18 protein-coding genes are annotated in these 20,055 nt (G+C 55.2%); 17 read left to right on the forward strand and 1 reads right to left on the reverse strand.

All coding sequences use genetic code 11. From position 1 onward, the window contains the following. Positions 1-46: 46 nt before the first annotated feature. From FGQ86_RS06370 to FGQ86_RS06415, 10 genes are all read left to right on the forward strand, one after another. Positions 47-634 carry a 50S ribosomal protein L25 gene (locus FGQ86_RS06370; RefSeq protein ID WP_033124268.1) on the forward strand — a complete coding sequence of 196 codons (588 nt, stop codon included), beginning with the start codon at positions 47-49 and terminating at the stop codon, positions 632-634. A gap of 146 nt (positions 635-780) precedes the next feature. Continuing rightward, a complete protein-coding gene (locus FGQ86_RS06375; RefSeq protein ID WP_033124267.1) occupies positions 781-1,368 on the forward strand; it encodes a TetR/AcrR family transcriptional regulator in 588 nt (195 codons plus the stop codon). 230 nt (positions 1,369-1,598) lie between these two features. Continuing rightward, entirely contained in the window at positions 1,599-2,303 is a 705-nt protein-coding gene (locus tag FGQ86_RS06380) for a DUF5058 family protein (RefSeq protein WP_138303242.1), read from the forward strand. A 12-nt stretch (positions 2,304-2,315) separates the two neighbouring features. Further along, positions 2,316-2,993, forward strand: coding sequence for a hypothetical protein (locus FGQ86_RS06385; RefSeq protein WP_033124265.1), 678 nt, complete (start codon positions 2,316-2,318; stop codon positions 2,991-2,993). A gap of 2 nt (positions 2,994-2,995) precedes the next feature. Further along, positions 2,996-4,276, forward strand: coding sequence for an amidohydrolase family protein (locus tag FGQ86_RS06390; RefSeq protein WP_033124264.1), 1,281 nt, complete (start codon positions 2,996-2,998; stop codon positions 4,274-4,276). Positions 4,277-4,420: 144 nt separating this feature from the next. Further along, the gene (locus tag FGQ86_RS06395; protein ID WP_138303243.1) at positions 4,421-5,698 is read left to right on the forward strand and encodes a hypothetical protein; all 1,278 of its coding nucleotides are present in this window, start codon (positions 4,421-4,423) and stop codon (positions 5,696-5,698) included. Between the two features lie 2 nt (positions 5,699-5,700). Then, positions 5,701-6,216 (forward strand): methylated-DNA--[protein]-cysteine S-methyltransferase, encoded by a 516-nt coding sequence (locus FGQ86_RS06400; RefSeq protein ID WP_138303244.1) that lies wholly within the window; start codon positions 5,701-5,703, stop codon positions 6,214-6,216. Positions 6,217-6,220: 4 nt separating this feature from the next. Then, complete coding sequence (locus FGQ86_RS06405) at positions 6,221-7,282, forward strand: LacI family DNA-binding transcriptional regulator (protein ID WP_138303245.1); 1,062 nt, start codon at positions 6,221-6,223, stop codon at positions 7,280-7,282. Positions 7,283-7,408: 126 nt separating this feature from the next. Beyond that, complete coding sequence (locus FGQ86_RS06410) at positions 7,409-9,316, forward strand: PTS transporter subunit IIBCA (protein WP_138303246.1); 1,908 nt, start codon at positions 7,409-7,411, stop codon at positions 9,314-9,316. A gap of 15 nt (positions 9,317-9,331) precedes the next feature. Beyond that, complete coding sequence (locus tag FGQ86_RS06415) at positions 9,332-10,747, forward strand: glycoside hydrolase family 32 protein (RefSeq protein WP_138303247.1); 1,416 nt, start codon at positions 9,332-9,334, stop codon at positions 10,745-10,747. A gap of 74 nt (positions 10,748-10,821) precedes the next feature. Here the strand turns inward: FGQ86_RS06415 and treR are convergent, their stop codons facing one another. Beyond that, a complete protein-coding gene (treR, locus tag FGQ86_RS06420) occupies positions 10,822-11,580 on the reverse strand; it encodes a trehalose operon repressor (protein WP_138303248.1) in 759 nt (252 codons plus the stop codon). A gap of 194 nt (positions 11,581-11,774) precedes the next feature. Here treR and treP point away from each other — a divergent pair, with 194 nt between their 5' ends. The 7 genes from treP to FGQ86_RS06455 all read left to right on the forward strand — a co-directional run bounded on the left by treP (position 11,775) and on the right by FGQ86_RS06455 (position 20,041). Then, on the forward strand, positions 11,775-13,766 hold the full coding sequence (gene treP, locus FGQ86_RS06425) for a PTS system trehalose-specific EIIBC component (protein WP_138303249.1): 1,992 nt from the start codon (positions 11,775-11,777) through the stop codon (positions 13,764-13,766). A gap of 17 nt (positions 13,767-13,783) precedes the next feature. Next, entirely contained in the window at positions 13,784-15,430 is a 1,647-nt protein-coding gene (gene treC, locus FGQ86_RS06430; protein WP_033124237.1) for an alpha,alpha-phosphotrehalase, read from the forward strand. A 16-nt stretch (positions 15,431-15,446) separates the two neighbouring features. Continuing rightward, positions 15,447-15,704, forward strand: a complete 258-nt coding sequence (locus FGQ86_RS06435; RefSeq protein WP_033124236.1) for an HPr family phosphocarrier protein — start codon at positions 15,447-15,449, stop codon at positions 15,702-15,704. Between the two features lie 44 nt (positions 15,705-15,748). Further along, complete coding sequence (gene ptsP / locus FGQ86_RS06440) at positions 15,749-17,368, forward strand: phosphoenolpyruvate--protein phosphotransferase (protein WP_138303250.1); 1,620 nt, start codon at positions 15,749-15,751, stop codon at positions 17,366-17,368. Positions 17,369-17,525: 157 nt separating this feature from the next. Continuing rightward, entirely contained in the window at positions 17,526-17,927 is a 402-nt protein-coding gene (locus tag FGQ86_RS06445; RefSeq protein ID WP_033124234.1) for a helix-turn-helix domain-containing protein, read from the forward strand. Positions 17,928-18,153: 226 nt separating this feature from the next. Continuing rightward, positions 18,154-18,687: a hypothetical protein gene (locus FGQ86_RS06450; protein WP_033124233.1), complete on the forward strand. Its 534-nt coding sequence runs from the start codon at positions 18,154-18,156 to the stop codon at positions 18,685-18,687. 22 nt (positions 18,688-18,709) lie between these two features. After that, complete coding sequence (locus FGQ86_RS06455; protein WP_138303251.1) at positions 18,710-20,041, forward strand: L-serine ammonia-lyase, iron-sulfur-dependent, subunit alpha; 1,332 nt, start codon at positions 18,710-18,712, stop codon at positions 20,039-20,041. Positions 20,042-20,055: the final 14 nt, after the last annotated feature.

The following is a 20,055-nucleotide window of genomic DNA, read 5'->3' on the forward strand; positions in this document are numbered from 1 at the left end:
AAGTTGAAGGCTGCTAAGCATCATCAGATTTTGGAGGAAAAGATAAATGAATACTTTAAAAGCTGAAAAGAGAAACATGCAGACAAAAGCAAAGAAATTAAGAAGAGAAGGATTTGTTACCGGCAATGTATTTGGCAGGGAAATGAAGGAGTCCATGCCGATCCAGATTTTGAAGGCCGATGCGGAGCGTCTTGTAAAGACACACGGAAAGGGAAGCCAGATTATGCTGGAGGTAGACGGACAGACCATGGACGTCCTTGTAAAAGAGATTGATTTCAACCCCCTCAAGACAGAGATTTACGAGATTGATTTTCAGGCTCTGGTGAGCGGTGAGAAGGTACACTCTGTCGCAGAGGTGATCCTGCTGAACCATGAGAAGGTCAACACAGGGCTTGTGAACCAGATGCTCCATGAGATCGCCTTCAAGGCTGTTCCCGCTGCGCTGGTAGAGAAAGTCGAGATAGATGTAGGAGATATGAAGCTGGGAGACTCCATCCAGGTTAAGGATCTGGATATCGCGAAGAATAAAGATATCGATCTGATCACCAATCCGGAGACAACGGTTGTGGCTGTCACAGAGATTCACAACCAGCCGGTGGAGGATGCCGAGGAGGACGCCGAGGCGGAAGCATAGGAGTGCGGCAGATATTCTCCGGCTACAGGATAGAATAAGGAAAAGACTGTGTGTGAAAGCACAGTCTTTTTTTGCGTTTTATGGTTACAAACCGCGGTTTCTGTGATAATATCTAAAGATAGACTGAGAAAAGGAGTACAGCACATATGGATCTGAAGAAAAAGATCATGGAGGCAGCCTGGGAGCTGTTCCAGGAGAAGGGGTACACAGCGACCACAGTCAATGAGATCATCGAGAAGGCGGGGACGTCCAAGGGCGGATTTTACTACTATTTTCATGCCAAGGACGAGCTTTTGAACTCTCTGTACTATTTCTTTGACCGGGAATATGAAAAGTATTATCAGAGCATGGACAAATCCCTGAACTACATCATGCAGATCAAGCTGCTGAACCAGTATGTGTTCTACTTTATCGAGGGGAATGTAAAGGTAGATCTTCTGGCGTCCCTGTACAGGTCTCAGCTGGCTGAAAAGAAGCAGACCCACTTTCTGGATCCGAACAGATATTATATCAGACTTGTCAAAAGACTGATCACGGAGGGGCAGAAGAAGGGAGAGATACGGTCAGACCTGACTGCGGACGAGCTGGTCAAGCATATACTCCTCGTGGAGCGGGGACTCCTCACAGACTGGTGTGTGGAGGACGGGGGGTATTCTCTGGGCTATTTCGGCGCCCACAGCTTTAATCTTTATATGGAATTTCTGGAGCCATCCGGGAAGGACGCAGAAGAGTAGAGGCAATCTTCTCTTCTGCGATTTTTTATCTATTAGCAAACCGCGGTCTTTTTTTCAAGGGTAAATATACACAAAATATTATCTGAAAATTATCTAATATTCACAAATAAAATAGAAAATATTTCACAAAAATCCATATTATAGGGACAACATACTTGTATGAAAGCGAAGATCGTGATACAATTAACGAAAATCAACAGACCACGGTTTCTAAAGGAAGGAGTGATACTATGAGTTATAGTGATATATGCAACGCACCGTGGATGTACATCTGGGTAGGAGTTTTATTGATCGCAGTGATTGTCCAGTGCCTGATCTTCATGAAAAAGGCGTGGACGAGGGCGAGGGGGCTGGGCCTTTCCAACCAGCAGATAAGAAAAGGCCTGACCACGGGAGTGACCATCAGCATTGTGCCGACTCTGCCGGTTCTGGTCGTATTTCTGTCTCTCATGCCTCTTCTCGGGGCTCCTCTGCCCTGGCTTCGGCTCTCAGTGATCGGATCCGCGTACTATGAGACCTACGCGGCTACTACCGCACTGGAGTGCGTGGGCGAGTCCCTGACGGTAAACGGGTACTCGGCTGTAGGCTGGATCGCGGCTGCCTGGGTCATGACAGTGGGAGGAAGCGCCTGTATCCTCTGGTCCACCATCATGATCAAGCCCATCTCCTCCCTTTACAATAAGGCGGAGAAGATTGATATGGGCCTTGTGCTCGCTATCGGAAGCGGCTGCCTGGCCGGTGTAATGGCATATGTCTCTGTGGCATACGGCTTCGGACAGATGTCCACCCAGGGCGTGGTCTTCCTGATCAGCTTTGCGGCGGGCGCGGTTTTAGTTATTCTACATAAGAAATTTCCACAGCTGAAATGGCTCTCTGATTATATCATGGCTATCAGCATGCTGATCGGAATGGCGGCAGCGTGCATCATTTTTTAAGGAGGGAACGGTATGAAGCTACAGTCTAGAGAAGATTTCAACAAGTGGACACACAGATTTGGCATACTGTCCAGCCTGATACTTTTTGTGGGAATGACCGCATTCCCGGTAGTGGCCAGCGCAGTGTACGGCCTGTGGCCGGACTTCAGAGCGCTGTGGCCCGGGTTTATCGCGGTGATCCTGTTCATGGCCCCCTACTGGCCGGCTGAGACCATCGGGTACATGCCCGTCATGGGACCGGGAGCTCTGTACATGTCCTATATCACGGGCAATGTCACGAACCTGAGGATGCCCGCCACGGTAGGGACCATCAATTCCCTGGGGATCAAGCCCAACACAGATGCCTGCCACACAATGGCTATCATTGCCTGCGGCGCGTCGGTTATCACTACAGTGGCCATCGTGGCCATCGGCGTTGTGGTCGCGGCGCCTCTCTCGCCGGTGCTCAACTCGCCTACGCTGCAGCCGGCCTTTGACTACGTAGTGCCTGCCCTCTTTGGAGGACTGGTGGCCCAGACGATACTGAAGGGGAAGAAGCAGTTCGGATTTTACCTTGTTCCCCTGGCGGTCTGCCTTGTGTGCTGTTATTTCACCCCTATCAGCGGGGCCTACTATATGCTGATCGCTATCGCTGTCTCTGCGGCGATCTACATCGTGGATTATAAGAAAGGAAAAGAAAAGGAGGAGTAATCATGGGAAAACTGACGTACATTATCTGCGGAAAGCTCTATGACGGCATAGACCGGGAGCTGAAGGAAAATCAAAAAATCCTGATCGAGGACGACAGGATCGTGGAGGTGGGACCGGAGGTACAGCAGCCCGAGTCAGCCCAGGTCATTGACCTGTCAGACACCACAGTCACACCGGGCATGATCGATGCCCACATGCACATGGACAATATTGACTGGCATACGATCCGCCAGGAGGTCTACTACACCTCCGAGGAGCACAAGGCGCTTGGCATTCTTCGGACGGCACAGAAGGCTCTCTCCCGCGGGTTTACGACGGTTCGTCATCCCGGCGGGATCACCTCCAATGGGTTCGGCGTGCTGGATGTGAGAGATATGATCAACCAGGGATATTTCTCCGGATCCAGGATCGTGGCGGCCGCAAGGCTGATCTGCACGGCAGGGAGCCACGGGGATCTCTCCCAGACCTTTGCCAGGAGGCCGGAGTTCTCCTTTGCTGTCCAGAATATGATCAGCTCCCTGGGGGCAGGAAAGGACTTCTTCGCAAACGCGGTCCGCGAAGAGATCAAGGCAGGATCAGATTTTATCAAGATCATGGCCACAGGCGGCTTCTTTACACCCTACGACAATCCGCGGCAGCAGCAGATGAATGACGAGGAGATGGAGGCAGTCATCCGCACCGCCCATGAGTGGGGTAAGACAGTCACCGCCCACGTGTACAGCCCGGACCATATCCGCAAGCTGGTGGGCTTTGGCATCGACGGACTGGAGCACTGCTCCCTTCTGGACGAGGAGACAGCCCAGATCGTAGAGGAGGCAGGAGCCTACATTGTTCCTACCTTCTGCCCCTACGAGGAGGCGGTCCACTATGATCCGGTGAAGATCCAGACCAAGCAGCCGGAGTTCCGGGCCAAGCTGGAGTACTACAAGGACGCTCTTCAGGCCGGGCGTGAGGTCATCAAGAACTGCAAGTGTAAGCTGGGCTACGGCACAGACCAGGTGGCTACCCACCAGAACTATGAGAGCGGCTACGAGTACAAGGCATGGCTGGAGAGCGGCATGGATCCCTTCCGGGCCCTGGAGGCAGCCACTAGGATCAACGCTGAGATCCTGCAGCTGGACGATAGGATCGGCACCATCGAAAAGGGCAAGCTGGCGGACATCTCCGCATGGAAACGGGATCTGATGACAGATCCCAAGGCGCTTCTCGACTGCGCCTTTGTCATGAAGGAGGGCGTGGTATATCCCACAGAGAGATGCGAGGATATGGACGAGGACGCATAGATATTTGCGGCATATGAAATCGGATACATAAAAGGAAACAGGATAAAAGGGCCTGCGGAGCTTTTCCCCGCACGCCCTTTTATCTTGTGCGCCGGAGAGAAAAAAGCTATAATGCAGATAAAGAAAAAAATGGGAGGTGTTTGCATGTTCCCTCGTATGGCACTCATCCACAATCAGGACTACAACAGCGTAAGACTTGGGGATGTGGAGGAAGAATTCAAAAAAAGACTGAAGGGTCTTCAGCTTTCCACAGAGGAGATTCGTGGGAAGAGAGTGGGGATTGCTGTGGGAAGCAGGGGCATTGACAAGATACATCAGATCGTCCGCATGACTGTGGAGGCGGTGAGAAAGTCAGGGGGAGAGCCGTATATCTTCGGCGCTATGGGCTCCCACGGAAATGGCACGGCCCGGGGGCAGCGGGAGATTTTGGCCTCTCTGGGCGTGACGGAGGAGGAGACGGGGGCTCCGGTGCTCTGCAGCGCCGACACGGCCCTGTGGGGCGTTACCCCGGAGCACGGCTACAGAGTCTATGGCAACGTGCTCTGTGATCAGTTTGACGCCATTGTCCTCATCAACAGGGTGAAGATGCACACGGATTTTGAGGATGTGACCGAGAGCGGCGTCCTGAAGCTGATGGCCATCGGCATTGGCGGCCCGGCGGGCTGCCAGAACGTACATGCTCTGGCCCTGAGGGATGGATACGGGACTGTGATCCGGGAGACGGCAGCCTTTATGACGGAGCGGCTGCCGGTGCTCTTCGGCGTGCTCCTGACAGAGAATGCAGTCCATGAGCTGAACGGTATCTATATGGAAAGACCGGAGAATTTTCTGGAGACGGAGAAGAGACTCTTGGAAGAGGTGAAAAGCGGCCGCATGAAGCTTCCCTCAGACAGGATCGATGTGCTGATCGTGGATGAGATGGGGAAAAATATTTCCGGCTCCGGCATGGACACAAAGGTCATAGGGCGGGTGTACGTGACCGGTCAGAAGGAGCCAAAGAGCCCCAGGGTAAAAAGGCTGGCGGTGCTGGGCCTTACAGAGGAGTCCCACGGCAATGCCATCGGGATCGGGCTGGCGGACTTTTCCACCAGGGCCGTGCTGGAGAAAATCGATTTTGCCGCCACGGCAAAGAACGCGGTGGCCTCTATGGCTCCGGCACAGGGAAAGATCCCCTGCATTTTGGAAAATGACAGGGAAGCCATCCGGGCGGCTCTGGAGACGGCCGGGCTGGAGGACGCGGAAAAGGCCAGGGTGGTCCGCATTGGGAACACGAACCAGATTGCACGGCTTTATGTGTCGGAGGCGCTGTATGAGGAGCTGAAGGACAACCCGCAGATCCGCCTGCTGGAAGGGCCGGCAGCGCTGGAGTTTGACGGGCAGGGTAATCTGAATCCCGGCCATTACGGGAAAGGAGATAAATGAGAATGGAATACACATGCGGGTACAGCTCCCCCATTGGCGAGATGACCATGGCCTCGGACGGTATACATCTGACGGGCCTCTGGTTTGACGGGCAGAAATATTTCGGAAGCACGCTGGATAAGGAGCGCGAAGAGCTGCCGGAGCACAGGGCGGGGGAGGATATCCCTGTGTTTGGGCAGACGAAGAAATGGCTGGACGCCTATTTCGCGGGGGAGCGCCCTATGTCCCGGCCTCCTCTTGCCCCCAAGGGTTCCGCTTTCCGGCGGCAGGTGTGGGAGCTCCTCCTTGCAATCCCCTACGGGGAGACGAGGACATACGGAGATCTGGCGAAGGCCCTGTCCAGGGAGAAGACAGGCATGTCCGCACAGGCTGTGGGCGGAGCTGTGGGACACAATCCCATCTCCATCATCATTCCCTGCCACCGCGTCCTGGGAAGCGGCGGACAGCTTACCGGCTACGCGGGGGGACTGGACAAAAAGGAATATCTGCTGAAGCTGGAGAGAAGGGAGAGACACTGAACCTATGACTATCAAGGAAATCGCGCAGCTGGCCGGTGTGTCCAGCGCCGCCGTGTCCAGGTATTTGAACGGGGGCTATGTCAGCGAGGAGAAGAAGGACAAGATCAGGCGGGTTATCGAGGAGACGGGCTACCAGCCTTCCGCCCAGGCCAGGATGCTGCGGACAAAGCGGGCCTGCCTTGTGGGGGTGGTGGTGCCCAAGATTAATTCCGAGTCCATCAGCCGGATCACAGCGGGCATCGAGAGCGTCCTCTCCTCCAGGGGATATCAGATGCTGCTGGCCAGCACAGACAACGATCCGGCAAAGGAGCTCACATACCTGAAGCTGTTTGAAAATTACCCGGTGGACGGTATCATCCTTATCGGCACGGTGATCACGCCAAAGCACCGGGAGTTCCTGAAGGGCGCCAGGGCGCCGGTGGTCGTGGTGGGGCAGTACACCAGATATGCCAATTGCATCTATCACGACGACTACGGCGCCGGGAAGGCCATGGGGAAGCTGGCGGCAAAGGAGGCGGCCGGGCGCGGCCGGATAGCCTACATCGGCGTGACAAGGGAGGACCGGGCCGTGGGTGTATCCCGGGAGGACGGCTTCCGGGCCGGACTGCGGGCAGCAGGCATGGAGATTGAGGATGACTGCTTTCGGCGGGCTCAGTTTACCATGGACTCGGGCTTTGCGGCGGCTCTGGATCTTCTGCAAAAAAAGCGGGATATAGGTGTTCTGTCCTGCGCTACAGACACCATCGCGGCGGGGGCCATTGAGGCCCTGCTGGCCTACACCCGGGCGGAAATTCCCAGGTCCGCCGTACAGTCCGGCGGCAGGATGGAATATATATTGAACCGCACCGGGATCCGGGTGACTGGCTTTGGGGACAACCAGTTCCTGAAGGCTGTCACAGGGGGGATTCCCACTGTACATTTTGGATATAAGACGAGCGGCATCCGGGGGGCGGAGCTGCTCCTGGACGTGATCGAGAGGGGAGAGCAGATCCCTGTGGAGATGAAGCTGGGCTTCCGGCTGGTCAGTGGTCAGGAGAATGGAAATAATATCGATTTCACAAAATAGTGCAATATGCACAAAACAGGGAAACCAAAATCGGCAAAAATTCCGTCTTTACAAACAGGAGTTTTGCCGATATTATTTTATATGGAAAATATGAAATCGATTACATATAAAGGAAGGAGAGAACTTATGGATTACAGAAAGACCGCGCAGGAAATTCTGGACAAAGTAGGCGGCAGCCAAAATATCGTGTCCGCCGCCCACTGCGCCACCAGGCTCCGACTTGTCATCGCTGACAATTCCAAGGCGGACAAGGAGGCCATTGAAAATGTGGAGGGAGTCAAGGGCGTGTTTGAGGCCTCCGGACAGCTCCAGATCATTCTGGGAACCGGAACCGTAAACAAAGTGTTTGACGAGTTTATTGAAATCGGCAACATCACAGCCAGCACGAAGGCCGAGGCAAAGGAGGCGGCGGCCCAGAGGCAGAACGTGTTCATGCGGGCTATCAAGCTGCTGGGTGACATTTTCGTGCCCATCATTCCGGCCATCGTCGCCAGCGGTTTCCTGATGGGGATCATGAATTCCCTGGACTTTATGATCAACAACGGATTTATTAACATGGATACGAGCAGCTCTATCTACGTGTTTGCCAGCCTGTTCAGCAACACGGCCTACACGTTTCTGCAGATCCTGATCGCCTTCTCGGCGGCCAAGGCATTTGGAGCCAACCCCTATCTGGGAGCGGTCATCGGCATGATCATGATCAACCCGTCCCTGCAGAACGCCTACACAGTGGCCACGGAGGGAGTGCAGCAGACTCAGTCCGTGTTTTTCGGGCTCTACGATATTGACATGGTGGGATACCAGGGCCATGTGATCCCTGTGGTCATCGCCGTGTGGCTTCTGTCCGTCATCGAGAAAAAGCTTCACAAGGTGGTGCCGGAGGTGCTGGACCTGTTTGTCACACCCCTTGTCAGCGTGTTTGTCACCGGCTATCTGACGCTGTCCATCATCGGCCCTGTCTTTGTCTGGGCTGAGAACGCCATCCTGGGAGGCATCCAGTGGCTGCTGACCCTGCCCCTTGGGCTGGGAAGCCTTGTCATGGGAGCGCTCTACGCGCCCACCGTTGTCACCGGCATTCACCAGATGTACACGGCCATCGATATCGGGCAGATCGCCCAGTACGGCGTCACCTACTGGCTGCCCCTGGCGAGCGCGGCCAACATCGCCCAGGGAGCGGCGGCTCTGGCTGTGGCGGTTAAATCCAGGGACAATAAGATCAAATCACTGGCTCTGCCCTCTTCCCTGAGCGCTTTCATGGGCATTACCGAGCCCGCCATCTTCGGTGTGAACCTGCGGTTCTTCAAGCCCTTCATCGCAGGATGTATCGGTGGAGGCTGCGGAGCCCTCTACGCCTCCATCGTCCATCTGGGGGCAAAGGGGACCGGCGTGACCGGTATCTTCGGCATCCTGCTCTGTCTGGACACACCGGTGCAGTACCTGATCGAGATGGTGATCGCTGTGGGCGTTGCCTTTGTCATCTCCTTTATCCTGTATAAGGATGCGCAGCCGGCAGATGTACAGACAGCGGACGCTCAGGAGGAAGAGACAAAGGAGGAGACAAAGGAGGAGGAGACGAAGGAGGAGGAGCTCCACAGCCCGGCCGTGGGAAAGCTGATCCCCCTCACAGAAGTGAAGGATGAGACATTTGCATCGGAGATCCTGGGCGCTACCGTGGCTGTGGTCCCCTCAGACGGAAGGATCCTGGCACCCTGCGACGCCACCGTGTCCAGCATTTACGACACAGGCCACGCCGTGTGCCTGACCACAAGGACAGGCGGAGAGCTTCTGATCCACATCGGCATCGACACGGTGAAGATGGAGGGAAAAGGATTTACAAAGAAGGTCGCTGACGGCGACCAGGTGAAGGCGGGAGATGTGCTGGTGGAGGCGGATCTTGACGCTATCCGGGACGCAGGCTACGACACGGCCACCATGATGATCCTGACCAATGCGGACGACTATGCCAGCACGCAGAAGGCCGAGCCGGGCCAGGTGGATCCGTCCAGCATTGTCATGAAGATTGAGAAAGCATAAAAAGCAGGTGAGCATATGAACGCATTGACGAGAGATTTAAAGCAGCTGGTGGAGCTGGCGGAGAAGGCAGCGCCGGCCGGGGGGCACTTCCGCCAGAAGATCCACCTGATACCCCCCACAGGGTGGCTCAACGATCCCAATGGGCTGTGCCAGTTCAAGGGCCTTTTTCACGCGTTTTTTCAGTATTCTCCCTTCAATCCGGAGGGGGGCGTGAAAATGTGGGGACACTGCACAAGCAGGGATATGGTGCACTGGGAGTACCAGGGCACAGCCCTCTACCCGGACCAGCCCTTTGACTGCCACGGCGCCTACTCCGGATGTGCTCTTGTGGAGGACGGAAGGATGTACCTCTATTACACCGGTAACGTGAAGCTGGAGGACCGGGAGTACGACTATGTGCTGGCCGGACGGGAGGGCAACACCGTGCTGGTGGAGAGTGAAGATGGCTTTAGCATGGGGAGAAAGCAGCTCCTCATGAGAAATGAGGATTACCCTGCGGATCTCAGCTGTCACGTGCGGGATCCGAAGGTGTGGAAGCAGGACGGCCGGTACTACATGATCCAGGGAGTCAGGACAAAGGAGGATGTGGGGGAGGCCCAGATCTTCGTGTCCGGTGACAGGCTGTCCTGGAGCCCTCTGAAGCGGATCCGCACAGAGGAGCCCTTTGGCTACATGTGGGAGTGCCCGGACTACATGGATGTGGACGGGCAGAAGCTCCTCTCGGCCTCCGTCCAGGGTCTGGAGGGAGATAAGTGGAGGGACCAAAATGTGTACCAGTCCGGTTATTTCTATATAGAAGGGGATATCCTGGGAGAGTACAGCCTCTCAGAGTACCAGCTCTGGGACTGCGGATTTGACTTCTATGCGCCTCAGAGCTTTGTGACAGAGGATGGCCGGGTGGTCGCAATGGCCTGGATGGGCATGCCGGACTGCCCGGAGTACGGCAACGAACCGGCTCTCGCGGAGGGGTGGCAGCACTGCTTCACCTTCCCAAGGGAGATTTTTATCAGGGACGGCGCTGTGCGCCAGAGGCCCGTCCGGGAGCTGGAGAAGCTTAAGAGAAAGGTGAAGGAAGCGCAGGACCGCCTTGAGGCGGAGTGCCCGTCGGCCTGGGAGGCAGACATCACAGGCATCCAGGGCGGAGCCTTCCGGGCGGTGCTGGGCGGCGGTCTGGCGCTGACATACACCGGCAGCCGCTTTGAAATGCGCTTTGAGGGCCCGGAGGGAGAGAGGATCTCCGGCGGAAGGAGACTCAGGTATCAGGAGATGAAAAGCCTGGACAGCGTGAAGATACTGGGGGATGCCTCCTCTGTGGAGGTGTTCGTGAACGGCGGAGAATATGTCTTTACCACCAGGTACTATCCGGAGACTCGCACCCTGGAGGCGGAGGCAGACGGGGCAGAGATTTCCCTGTACTCTGTTGAGTTGTAAAAAAAGAAAAGGGATGGGAGAGGCGATGTGCTTTCTCCCATCCATTTTTTATCTCTTCTTCTATTCTTAAAGAGCTATCCCGCGCTTCTGGCCTGTGCCGGCTCCGGCGCCCGGCGCACCGCGTTATCCTGGAACCGGAAGTAGTCCGGCCGATGGCGGGACTGAGTGAACTCGAACATGACGCCGTCGCTGTTGTAGGTGTGGCTGCTCACCACGGCCACGCAGTTGTAATCGTTGACATCCATCTCCAGATATTTCTCATCGATCTGTGTGATCTTCTCTACCGTCATGACCCGCTGGCTGTTGGCGATGGTCATGTGGAGCTCCTTTTCCAGATACTCGTAGATGGAGTCGGAGGCGATCTGGGGTGTCAGTCCCGGAACCGCGTCCTTCAGAAAGTAGTTGTGGTTGATGATGAGGGGCTTCCCGTCCAGGTAATGGAGGCGCTGTATGTAGTACAGCTGGGTCCCCGCGGGGAAGCCGGTGCGCCTCTCGATCTTCTCGTCTGATGTCAGCTCCATGAACTGGAGAACTCTGGTGACGCCCCATTTGTGGTTCCTGGCGGAGGATTCCTTGAAGGACTCGATCCCCCCTATGGTGAAGGCGGCCTGATCCACCGGGCGGTAGATGTTGCGCACACCCTTTCCCTGCAGTGTCTGCACATACCCGTCTGATACAAGCTGGGCTATGGCCCGGCGCACCGTGTTCCTGGAGCAGTCGTACTCCTGCACAAGAGCGTGCTCTGAGGGAAGCAGGGCATGGCTGGCAAATTCGTTGTTCTCAATCTTCTGTTTTAAATCTCTGTAGATAGCTTCATATTTACTTCTAGGCAATCGCTTCACATCCAGTCATGAATAATCCTGTTTAAACAATTTAATACTATTATAGAATATACAGAAGAGGGAAGTCAAGAAAAACAGTCAAACTTGTTTAAATAAGTTGTGATTGACATGTTTAAACAAGTGTGTTATTTTATGCTTGTTCAAACAAGTTGGAACGGATTATCGTGGAAAAAGGAGAGGAAACAATGGCAAAGTATGAAAATGATGTCAAACAGCTTCTGACCCTCATAGGAGGGAAAGAGAACATCCAGGCTGTCTCACACTGCATGACAAGGATGCGGTTTGTCCTGATCGATCCGAAAAAGGCAGATGAGAAAGCCATCGAGAAGATCCCCAGCGTAAAGGGAACCTTTACACAGGCGGGACAGTACCAGGTCATCATCGGAAACGATGTGGCTGTGTTCTACAATGAATTTACCGCGTACGCAGGCATTGAGGGAGTCAGCAAGGACGCGGTGAAGGCAGCGGCAAAGACAAACCAGAACCCGCTGCAGAAGATCATGAGCGCTCTGGGCGAGATCTTCGCTCCCCTGATCCCGGCCCTGATCTGCGGAGGTCTTGTCCTAGGCTTCAGAAACGTGATCGGTGAGATCAACTTCTTTAACGACGGTACACAGAGTCTGGCAGATATCTCCCAGTTCTGGGCAGGTACATACAACTTCCTGTGGCTCATCGGTGAAGCGGTATTCCACCTGCTCCCCGTCGGTATCGTCTGGTCAATCACAAAGAAGATGGGAACCACCCAGATCCTCGGTATTGTCCTTGGACTGACGCTTGTGTCCTCCCAGCTTCTCAACGGCTTCAGCGTTGCGGACACCCCCGCGGCGGATATTCCGGTGTGGGATTTCGGCTTTGCCAAGGTGGAGATGATCGGCTATCAGGGACAGGTCATCGCGGCCATGATGGCGGGCTTTGTCCTTGTCTACCTGGAAAAATTCTTTAAGAAGCACTGTCCGGAAGTGATCAGCATGATCGTTGTCCCCTTCTGCTCCCTTGTGCCCGCGGTCATCATCGCCCACACTATCGTAGGACCCATCGGCTGGAAGATCGGTGATGCCATCGCAAACGTAGTTTACAATGGACTGATGTCACCCTTCGGCGTGGCCTTCGCAGGACTCTTCGGTCTCCTGTATGCGCCTATCGTCATGACTGGTCTGCACCACATGACAAACGCCATCGACTCACAGCTCACAAGCCTTTACAAAGGCACCATCCTGTGGCCCATGATCGCTCTTTCCAACATCGCCCAGGGCTCCGCTGTTCTGGCTATGTCCATCCTGCAGAAGAAAAATGAGAGAGCGCAGCAGGTCAACATCCCTGCGTGCATTTCCTGCTACCTGGGTGTTACGGAACCGGCCCTCTTCGGTGTCAACCTGAAATACGGGTTCCCCCTTGTGTGCGGCATGATCGGCTCCGCCATCGCGGCCATGATCTCCGTGGGAAGCGGCGTGCAGGCCTTCAGCATCGGCGTGGGCGGCCTTCCGGGCATCCTGTCCATTAAGCCGGAGTTCTATCTGTACTTCCTGCTGGCCATGGCAGTAGCCATCGTAGTTCCTTTTATCCTGACCATGATCGTCGGCAGCAGAAAGCTGTCCAGGGAGGCCCTCCTCGGCGAAGACGCAGTGGCAGAAGAGGAAGCTGGCACACAGAGCGGGTCTGAGATACAGTCTGATGAGTCTGTCAGGGCGGCAGAGGAGAGCGACGGGGAGACGGCAGAGCCCCTCACAGAGCTTAAGGCCGGCCTGACCGGAAAGGTTATTCCTCTTGACGATGTGCCGGACAATGTATTTTCCCAGCATGTCATGGGGGACGGCATTGCCATTGAGCCGGAGAGCGACACAGTGGTGGCGCCGGCTAACGCCACAGTGAATGCGGTCATGGCAGACACAGGCCACGCCTGTGGACTCACCTTCGCCAACGGCATGGAGCTGCTCATCCACATCGGTGTGGACACAGTGGATATGAACGGAGACGGATTTACTCTGCTGGTAAGTGAAGGACAGAAGGTGAAGGTGGGCACTCCGCTGATCCGCTTTGACAAGGAGAAGATCCACGCGGCAGGACATCCGTCCGTGACAGTATTTATCGTGACAGAGGAAGGAAACGCAAAGGGGATCCAGTACCTGTCCGGCATGGAGGCCGTGGCAGGGGAGACACCGGTGATCCGCTTTCAGTAGACAGGAGGAAAAGTAAGATGGCAGATTTTAAGAAGAGCGTTGTATATCAGATTTATCCGAAATCCTTTTACGACACAAACGGCGACGGGCTGGGCGACCTGAAGGGCGTGACGGCAAAGCTGGACTATATCAAGGAGCTGGGTGTGGACTACATCTGGATGACCCCCTTCTTCGTGTCCCCCCAGAACGATAACGGCTACGACGTGGAGGACTACTACAACATTGATCCAAGATACGGCACCATGGAGGACTTTGAGGAGCTCTCCAGGGAGGCCGCCAGGAGGGGCATCAAGCTGATGCTGGACATGGTCTTCAACCACACCTCCAGCCATCACGAGTGGTTTCAGAAGGCGCTGGCGGGAGACCCCAAATACAAGGATTACTACATTTTTAAGAAGGGGAAGGCCAACGGAGAGCCCCCCACAAACTGGGAGAGCAAGTTCGGTGGAAACGCCTGGGAGTACGTGGAAAAGTTTGACGAGTACTACCTCCACCTCTTCGATGTGTCCCAGCCGGATCTGAACTGGGACAACGAGGAAGTGAGAAAAGAGATCCAGAAGGTGGTGAAATTCTGGATGTCCAAGGGCGTGAAGGGCTTCCGCTTTGACGTTATCAATCTGATCAGCAAGGATCGGTTTGAGGACGACTACGAGGGAGACGGCCGCCGCTTCTACACCGACGGACCCAACATCCACAAATACCTGCAGGAGCTCAATGCGGCTACCTTCGGCACGGACGCTGAGATCATTACCGTGGGGGAGATGTCCAGCACCACTATGGAGAACTGCTATCACTATGCTAACGAGGATGGGAAGGAGCTGTCCATGGTGTTCAGCTTCCATCATCTGAAGGTGGATTTTATGGGGAATGAGAAGTGGGTCATCGTGCCCTTTGATTTCCTGAAGCTGAAAAACATCCTCTTTGACTGGCAGACCCACATGGCAGAGCACCATGCCTGGAACGCGGTGTTCTGGTGCAACCATGACCAGCCAAGGGTGGTATCCCGGTTTGGAAACGAGAAGAAGTACTGGAAGGAGTCGGCCAAGATGCTGGCCGCTGTTATCCACTGCCTGCGGGGCACGCCCTACATCTATCAGGGTGAGGAGTTGGGCATGACAAACGCCGGGTTTACGGACATTTCCCAGTATAAGGACGTGGAGAGCCTGAACCATTTCCGCATCCTTCAGGAGAAGGGCCTGAGCGAGGAGAACGCCTACCAGATCCTGCAGATCCACTCCCGGGACAACAGCCGTACGCCCATGCAGTGGACGGCCGGCGAGAACGGCGGTTTCACGGAAGGGAAGCCGTGGATAGAGGTCAACAAAAACTGCAGCACCATCAACGCTGAGGCGGAGATGAAGGACGAGACCTCCGTGTTTGCTTTCTACAAAAAGCTGGTACAGCTGAGAAAAGACTATGACATAATCGCGTACGGAGATTTTGAGCCAAAAGCAGAAAAAAATCTTTCCATTTTTGCCTATAAGCGGTATTATAGAGGAAAGGAGCTTCTGGTGATAGGTAATTTCTATGGCACACCGGTCCGCTGGGATGCAGGAGAGGACCTGGAGGCCTATGAGTGTCTGCTCGGAAACTATGACGAGCAGGAACTGAAGGGCACGGAAGCGGCTTTAAAACCATACGAAACAATGATTTTGTATAAGTAAGAGAGGAGAAAACAAAATGAAGACATTCAACTACACCATCAAGGACGAACTGGGGATTCACGCAAGACCGGCAGGACTTCTTGTAAAAGAGGCAAAGAAGTTTGAGTCCAAGATCACTCTGTCCGGAAATGGAAAATCTGCTGAGGCAGGAAAACTCCTTGCTATCATGGGCATGGGATTAAAGCAGGGCGCAGAGCTTACAGTGACAGCTGAGGGTGCCGATGAGGACGCGGCTATCGCAGCTATGCAGGAATTTCTGGAGAAGAACTTATAGGATCCGGAAAGCGTAGCAGGTAAGTAAGAAGAAAGGAGTGCGCCATGAAAACTTATCAGGGTAAATCCATACTGAAAGGAACTGCCATTGGAAAGATCCTTTACTATTCCAAGGAAGAGCAGATGGTGCAGAGAAAGAGCATAGATGACCCGGAGGCGGAGTGGAAGCGGTATGAGGACGCCAAGGCGCAGGCCTCAGAGCAGCTGAATGCCCTCTATGAGAAGGCGCTGAAGGAGGTGGGCGAGCAGGGAGCCGCTATCTTCGAGGTGCACGGCATGATGCTGGAGGACGACGACTTCAACGACTCCATCAAAAATATGATCGAGAACCAGAAGGTCAACGCGGAGTACGCGGTGGCCACCACCGGGGACAATTTCTCCATGATGTTCGCCCAGATGGAGGATGAGTACTTCAAGGCCAGATCCGCTGACATCAAGGATATAGCGGAGAGGGTAGTGGGGATCCTCCAGGGCAGGCATACAGCAGGAGATCTGGGAGATGAGCCTGTGATCCTGGCTGCCAGGGATCTGGCTCCCAGTGAGACCGTGCAGATGGACAAGTCCAAGCTCCTTGGCTTTGTGACAGAGCTTGGATCCGCCAACTCCCACACAGCTATCCTGGCCCGGACCATGAACATTCCGGCGCTGATCGGTATTCCGGTAAGCCAGGAGCTGGATGGCAGGATGGCGGTCATCGATGGGGTGAAGGGCGAGCTGATCGTGGATCCGGACGAGGAGACGCTGGCCTACTATCAGGGGAAGAAGGACGAGGAGAAGAAGCAGCGAGAGCTTCTCCAGCAGCTGAAGGGTAAAGAGGATGTCACTCTTGACGGAAAGAAGATTCGTCTCTACGCCAATATCGGAAGCGTGGGCGATGTGGCCAGGGTGCTGGCCAACGATGCGGGCGGCATCGGACTTTTCAGAAGTGAGTTCCTCTACCTTGAGAAGGACACCTTCCCGACAGAGGAGGAGCAGTTCCAGGCTTACCGCACAGTGGCGGAGACGATGGCCGGAAAGAAGGTCATCATCCGTACACTGGACATCGGTGCGGACAAGCAGGCGGACTACTTCAAGCTGGCCCACGAGGACAATCCGGCCATGGGCTACCGGGCCATCCGTATCTGCCTGGATCAGCCGGAGATCTTCAAGACTCAGCTGCGGGCGCTTCTTCGTGCCAGCGCATACGGCAACATCGGCATCATGTTCCCCATGATCATCTCCGTGAAGGAGGTGCAGCAGGCCAAGCAGTATGTGGCTGAGATCAAGGCGGAGCTGGATGAGAAGGGCATCCCCTACGGGGATGTGGAGCTGGGCATCATGATCGAGACGCCGGCCGCAGTCATCATCAGTGAGCAGCTTGCGAAGGAAGTGGATTTCTTCAGCATCGGAACCAACGACCTGACCCAGTACACGCTGGCTATTGACCGTCAGAACGCCAAGCTGGACAACATCTACGACTCCCATCACCCGGCCGTGCTGGAGATGATCCGCATGACAGTGGAGAACGGACACAAGGGCGGCTGCTGGGTGGGTATCTGCGGAGAGCTTGGAGCGGACACCACACTGACGGAGGACTTCCTGAAGATGGGTGTGGACGAGCTGTCCGTGACACCGGGAAGCGTGCTTCCGATCCGTGAGATCATCAGAAATACATCTGTGAAATAAAGCTTGCATAAAGCGGAATTAAGAAGAGTGGAAGATTGTCTTCCGCTCTTTTTTTGGCTATCTCAGTGCAGGCAAAGGTTCTTTGCGTGACTTTTCCGCTGAAACCGGCTATGATGAAGATAAATAAACAGGCATTATGACGGAAGGGGGAAGAAAGATGGCAAAGATTGGCAGGAATATCAGAGAACAGAGGATGAAAAAAGGATTGTCCCAGGAGGAACTGGCGGCCAGGCTGGCTGTCATTCTGCTGCTGTATGTGATTTCCCAAGTCATTGCCGGGTACGAGGAGGACGCGGCCCGAACCACGTATATGATGCCGTGCATCAGTCTCTTTATGAGACTTACAGGGTATCCTGTCCTGTTTCTGTGGACCGGCAGTACAGTGACTTCCCTGATCATGGCCATGACAGGGGGAACATCGCCCTTTTTGGTGCGAAAAAGCATGATCCACAGGGCAGTTCTTGTGCCATTTGCCGGCTGCCTGCTTTTTATGGCGCCTTTTTCTCTCTCGTTTTTAGCGATGAAGATCTGGGCCTGGGCGGCTGCGTGCTGTGGCTGACCAAAACGGAGAAGAAAAAATAATCCGGGCATATTGCGCTTTCCCGGCGCAGGTGCTATACTCTGTTCATCAACTCATGGAAAGATCTGACTTTCCTGTGAATTCATGGCTGGTTCAGCCGGAAATTCCATTTTAACAGTTTTAACAGCCGTGGCAGGGATCTTTGTGCGGTTTCGGCCACGGGACAACAGAATAGGGAAGGAGAAAAAGCCTATGGGAAAAGGAAATGTTGCTGTCAATCAGTGGCTGCAGGACAGAGACAGGTTCGCGGATCTGTTTAACGGAACTCTCCAATCTCATCGACGTGGGAAATGTGGAGGATGTGAGCCGGTTCCACACGGATTTACAAGTGATTTTCGGCATGTTAAAATGTAGACAGGATGCGGAAAAGCTGAGAGAGTACGTGGAGCAGTACAGGGAGTACTTTGAGAGCGTGGACCTGGAGACATACCAGGCCCTGCGGGAGCTGCTGCACTCAGAGAAAATTCTGAGAGATGTGAGAAAGGACAGAAAGGAGACGAGGGTCAATATGTGCAAGGCGTTGGAGGATCTGTATCAGAACGGCGTAGATACTGGCAGGGAACAGGGAATAGAGCAGGGCGTGGAGCGGGGCAGGCTCCAGGGAATACGGGCCCTGGTGGAGACATGCCGGGAGCTGGGGCAGACACAGGAGACAGCCGGACAGAAGGTGGCGGAGAAGTTTTCCGTCCCGCCCGAGCAGGCTGAAGAATACGCGGCAGCCTACTGGGGAAAGAATTGAAAGCAGAGGGGAGGATGGACAGATGCATGAACTGACAGAGATGATCCGGGAGGACATGAAGCCGGCTCTCGGAGTGACGGAGCCGGGAGCCATCGCCTTTGCGGCGGCGAAGGCCAGAAGCTGTGTGCCGGGGGAGGTGAAAAGCGTCGTTGTCTCCATGAACAGCGGCATGTACAAAAATGCTTTCACCTGCGGCATCCCAGGCACTGACCAGGTGGGGAGCGTCTACGCAGCGGCTCTCGGGACAGTGGCCGGAGACCCAAAGAAGGGGCTGGAGTGTCTGGCATGCGTGTCGGAGGAGGACAATGCGAAGGCCAGGGAGCTGATCCGGGAGGGAAAGGTAAAGACGATCCTTGACAGCATCTCCAGCCGCATCTTTATCGAGGCCAGCGTGGAGACAGAGGCGGGAACCGCTGCCGTCACCATACGGGACACCCACACCAATATCGTGAAGATCACTGTGAACGGGGAAACGATCTTCGAGAAGGCGCGGGAGCTGGCCGGGGAGACGGACGGAGAGAAGGCAGGAGAAGAGACAGAGGAGCAGGCGGACAGCGGAGCAGGGGAGGAAGGCCATGCCATCCACAGGTATACGCTGGCGGAGCTGGTAGACTATATAGAGAAGGTGGACGCCGCGGAGCTGGACTTCATCCGGGAGGCCTATGAGGTCAATCTGAGGCTCTTCCACCTGGGCCTTGAGAGCCCTAAGACCACCTTTGCCCGTCACCTTCTGAAGCTCAATGGAGGGCAGGTGATCTCAGACAATGAGCAGGCCACAGCGTCCCTTCTGTGCAATGGCGCCATCGAGGCCAGGGTCATCGGGCTGGACGCCCCCGCTATGAGCATCACAGGCTCCGGGGCCCACGGCATCATCGCCACCATGCCGCTCTACGCGGCCTACCGGGTGAACAGCTACACAGAGGAGCAGCTTCTTCGGGCCACAGCCCTCTCCTACCTTGTGTGCATGTACATCAAAGAGTACTCGGGCAGGCTGTCCGCCTTCTGCGGGTGCGCCATAGCGGCGGGGTCGGGCATGGCCTGCGGCCTTGTGTGGCTGCGGGGCGGCACTGTGGAGGAGATGGCCCACACCCTGAACAACATGGCCAGCAGCATCACGGGCATGATCTGCGACGGCGGGAACCAGGGCTGCACCATGAAGGGCATCGCGGCGGTGGACGCGGCGTACAAGTCTGTGGAGTTTGTCATGAACGACATCTATATAGCGGACGTCCACGGCATCAACGGGAAGACGCCGGAGGAGACCATGCGGAACATGGGCCGGATCGCCTCCCCGGGCATGACGGGCACAGAGAAGACTATCGTGGAGATTTTTGAGGAAAAACGGCTGTCATAGCTGGTGTTTTCTGC

This window comes from Clostridium sp. BSD2780061688st1 H5 (assembly GCF_005845155.1).
In the GTDB taxonomy this organism is placed as follows: domain Bacteria; phylum Bacillota; class Clostridia; order Lachnospirales; family Lachnospiraceae; genus Claveliimonas; species Claveliimonas intestinigallinarum.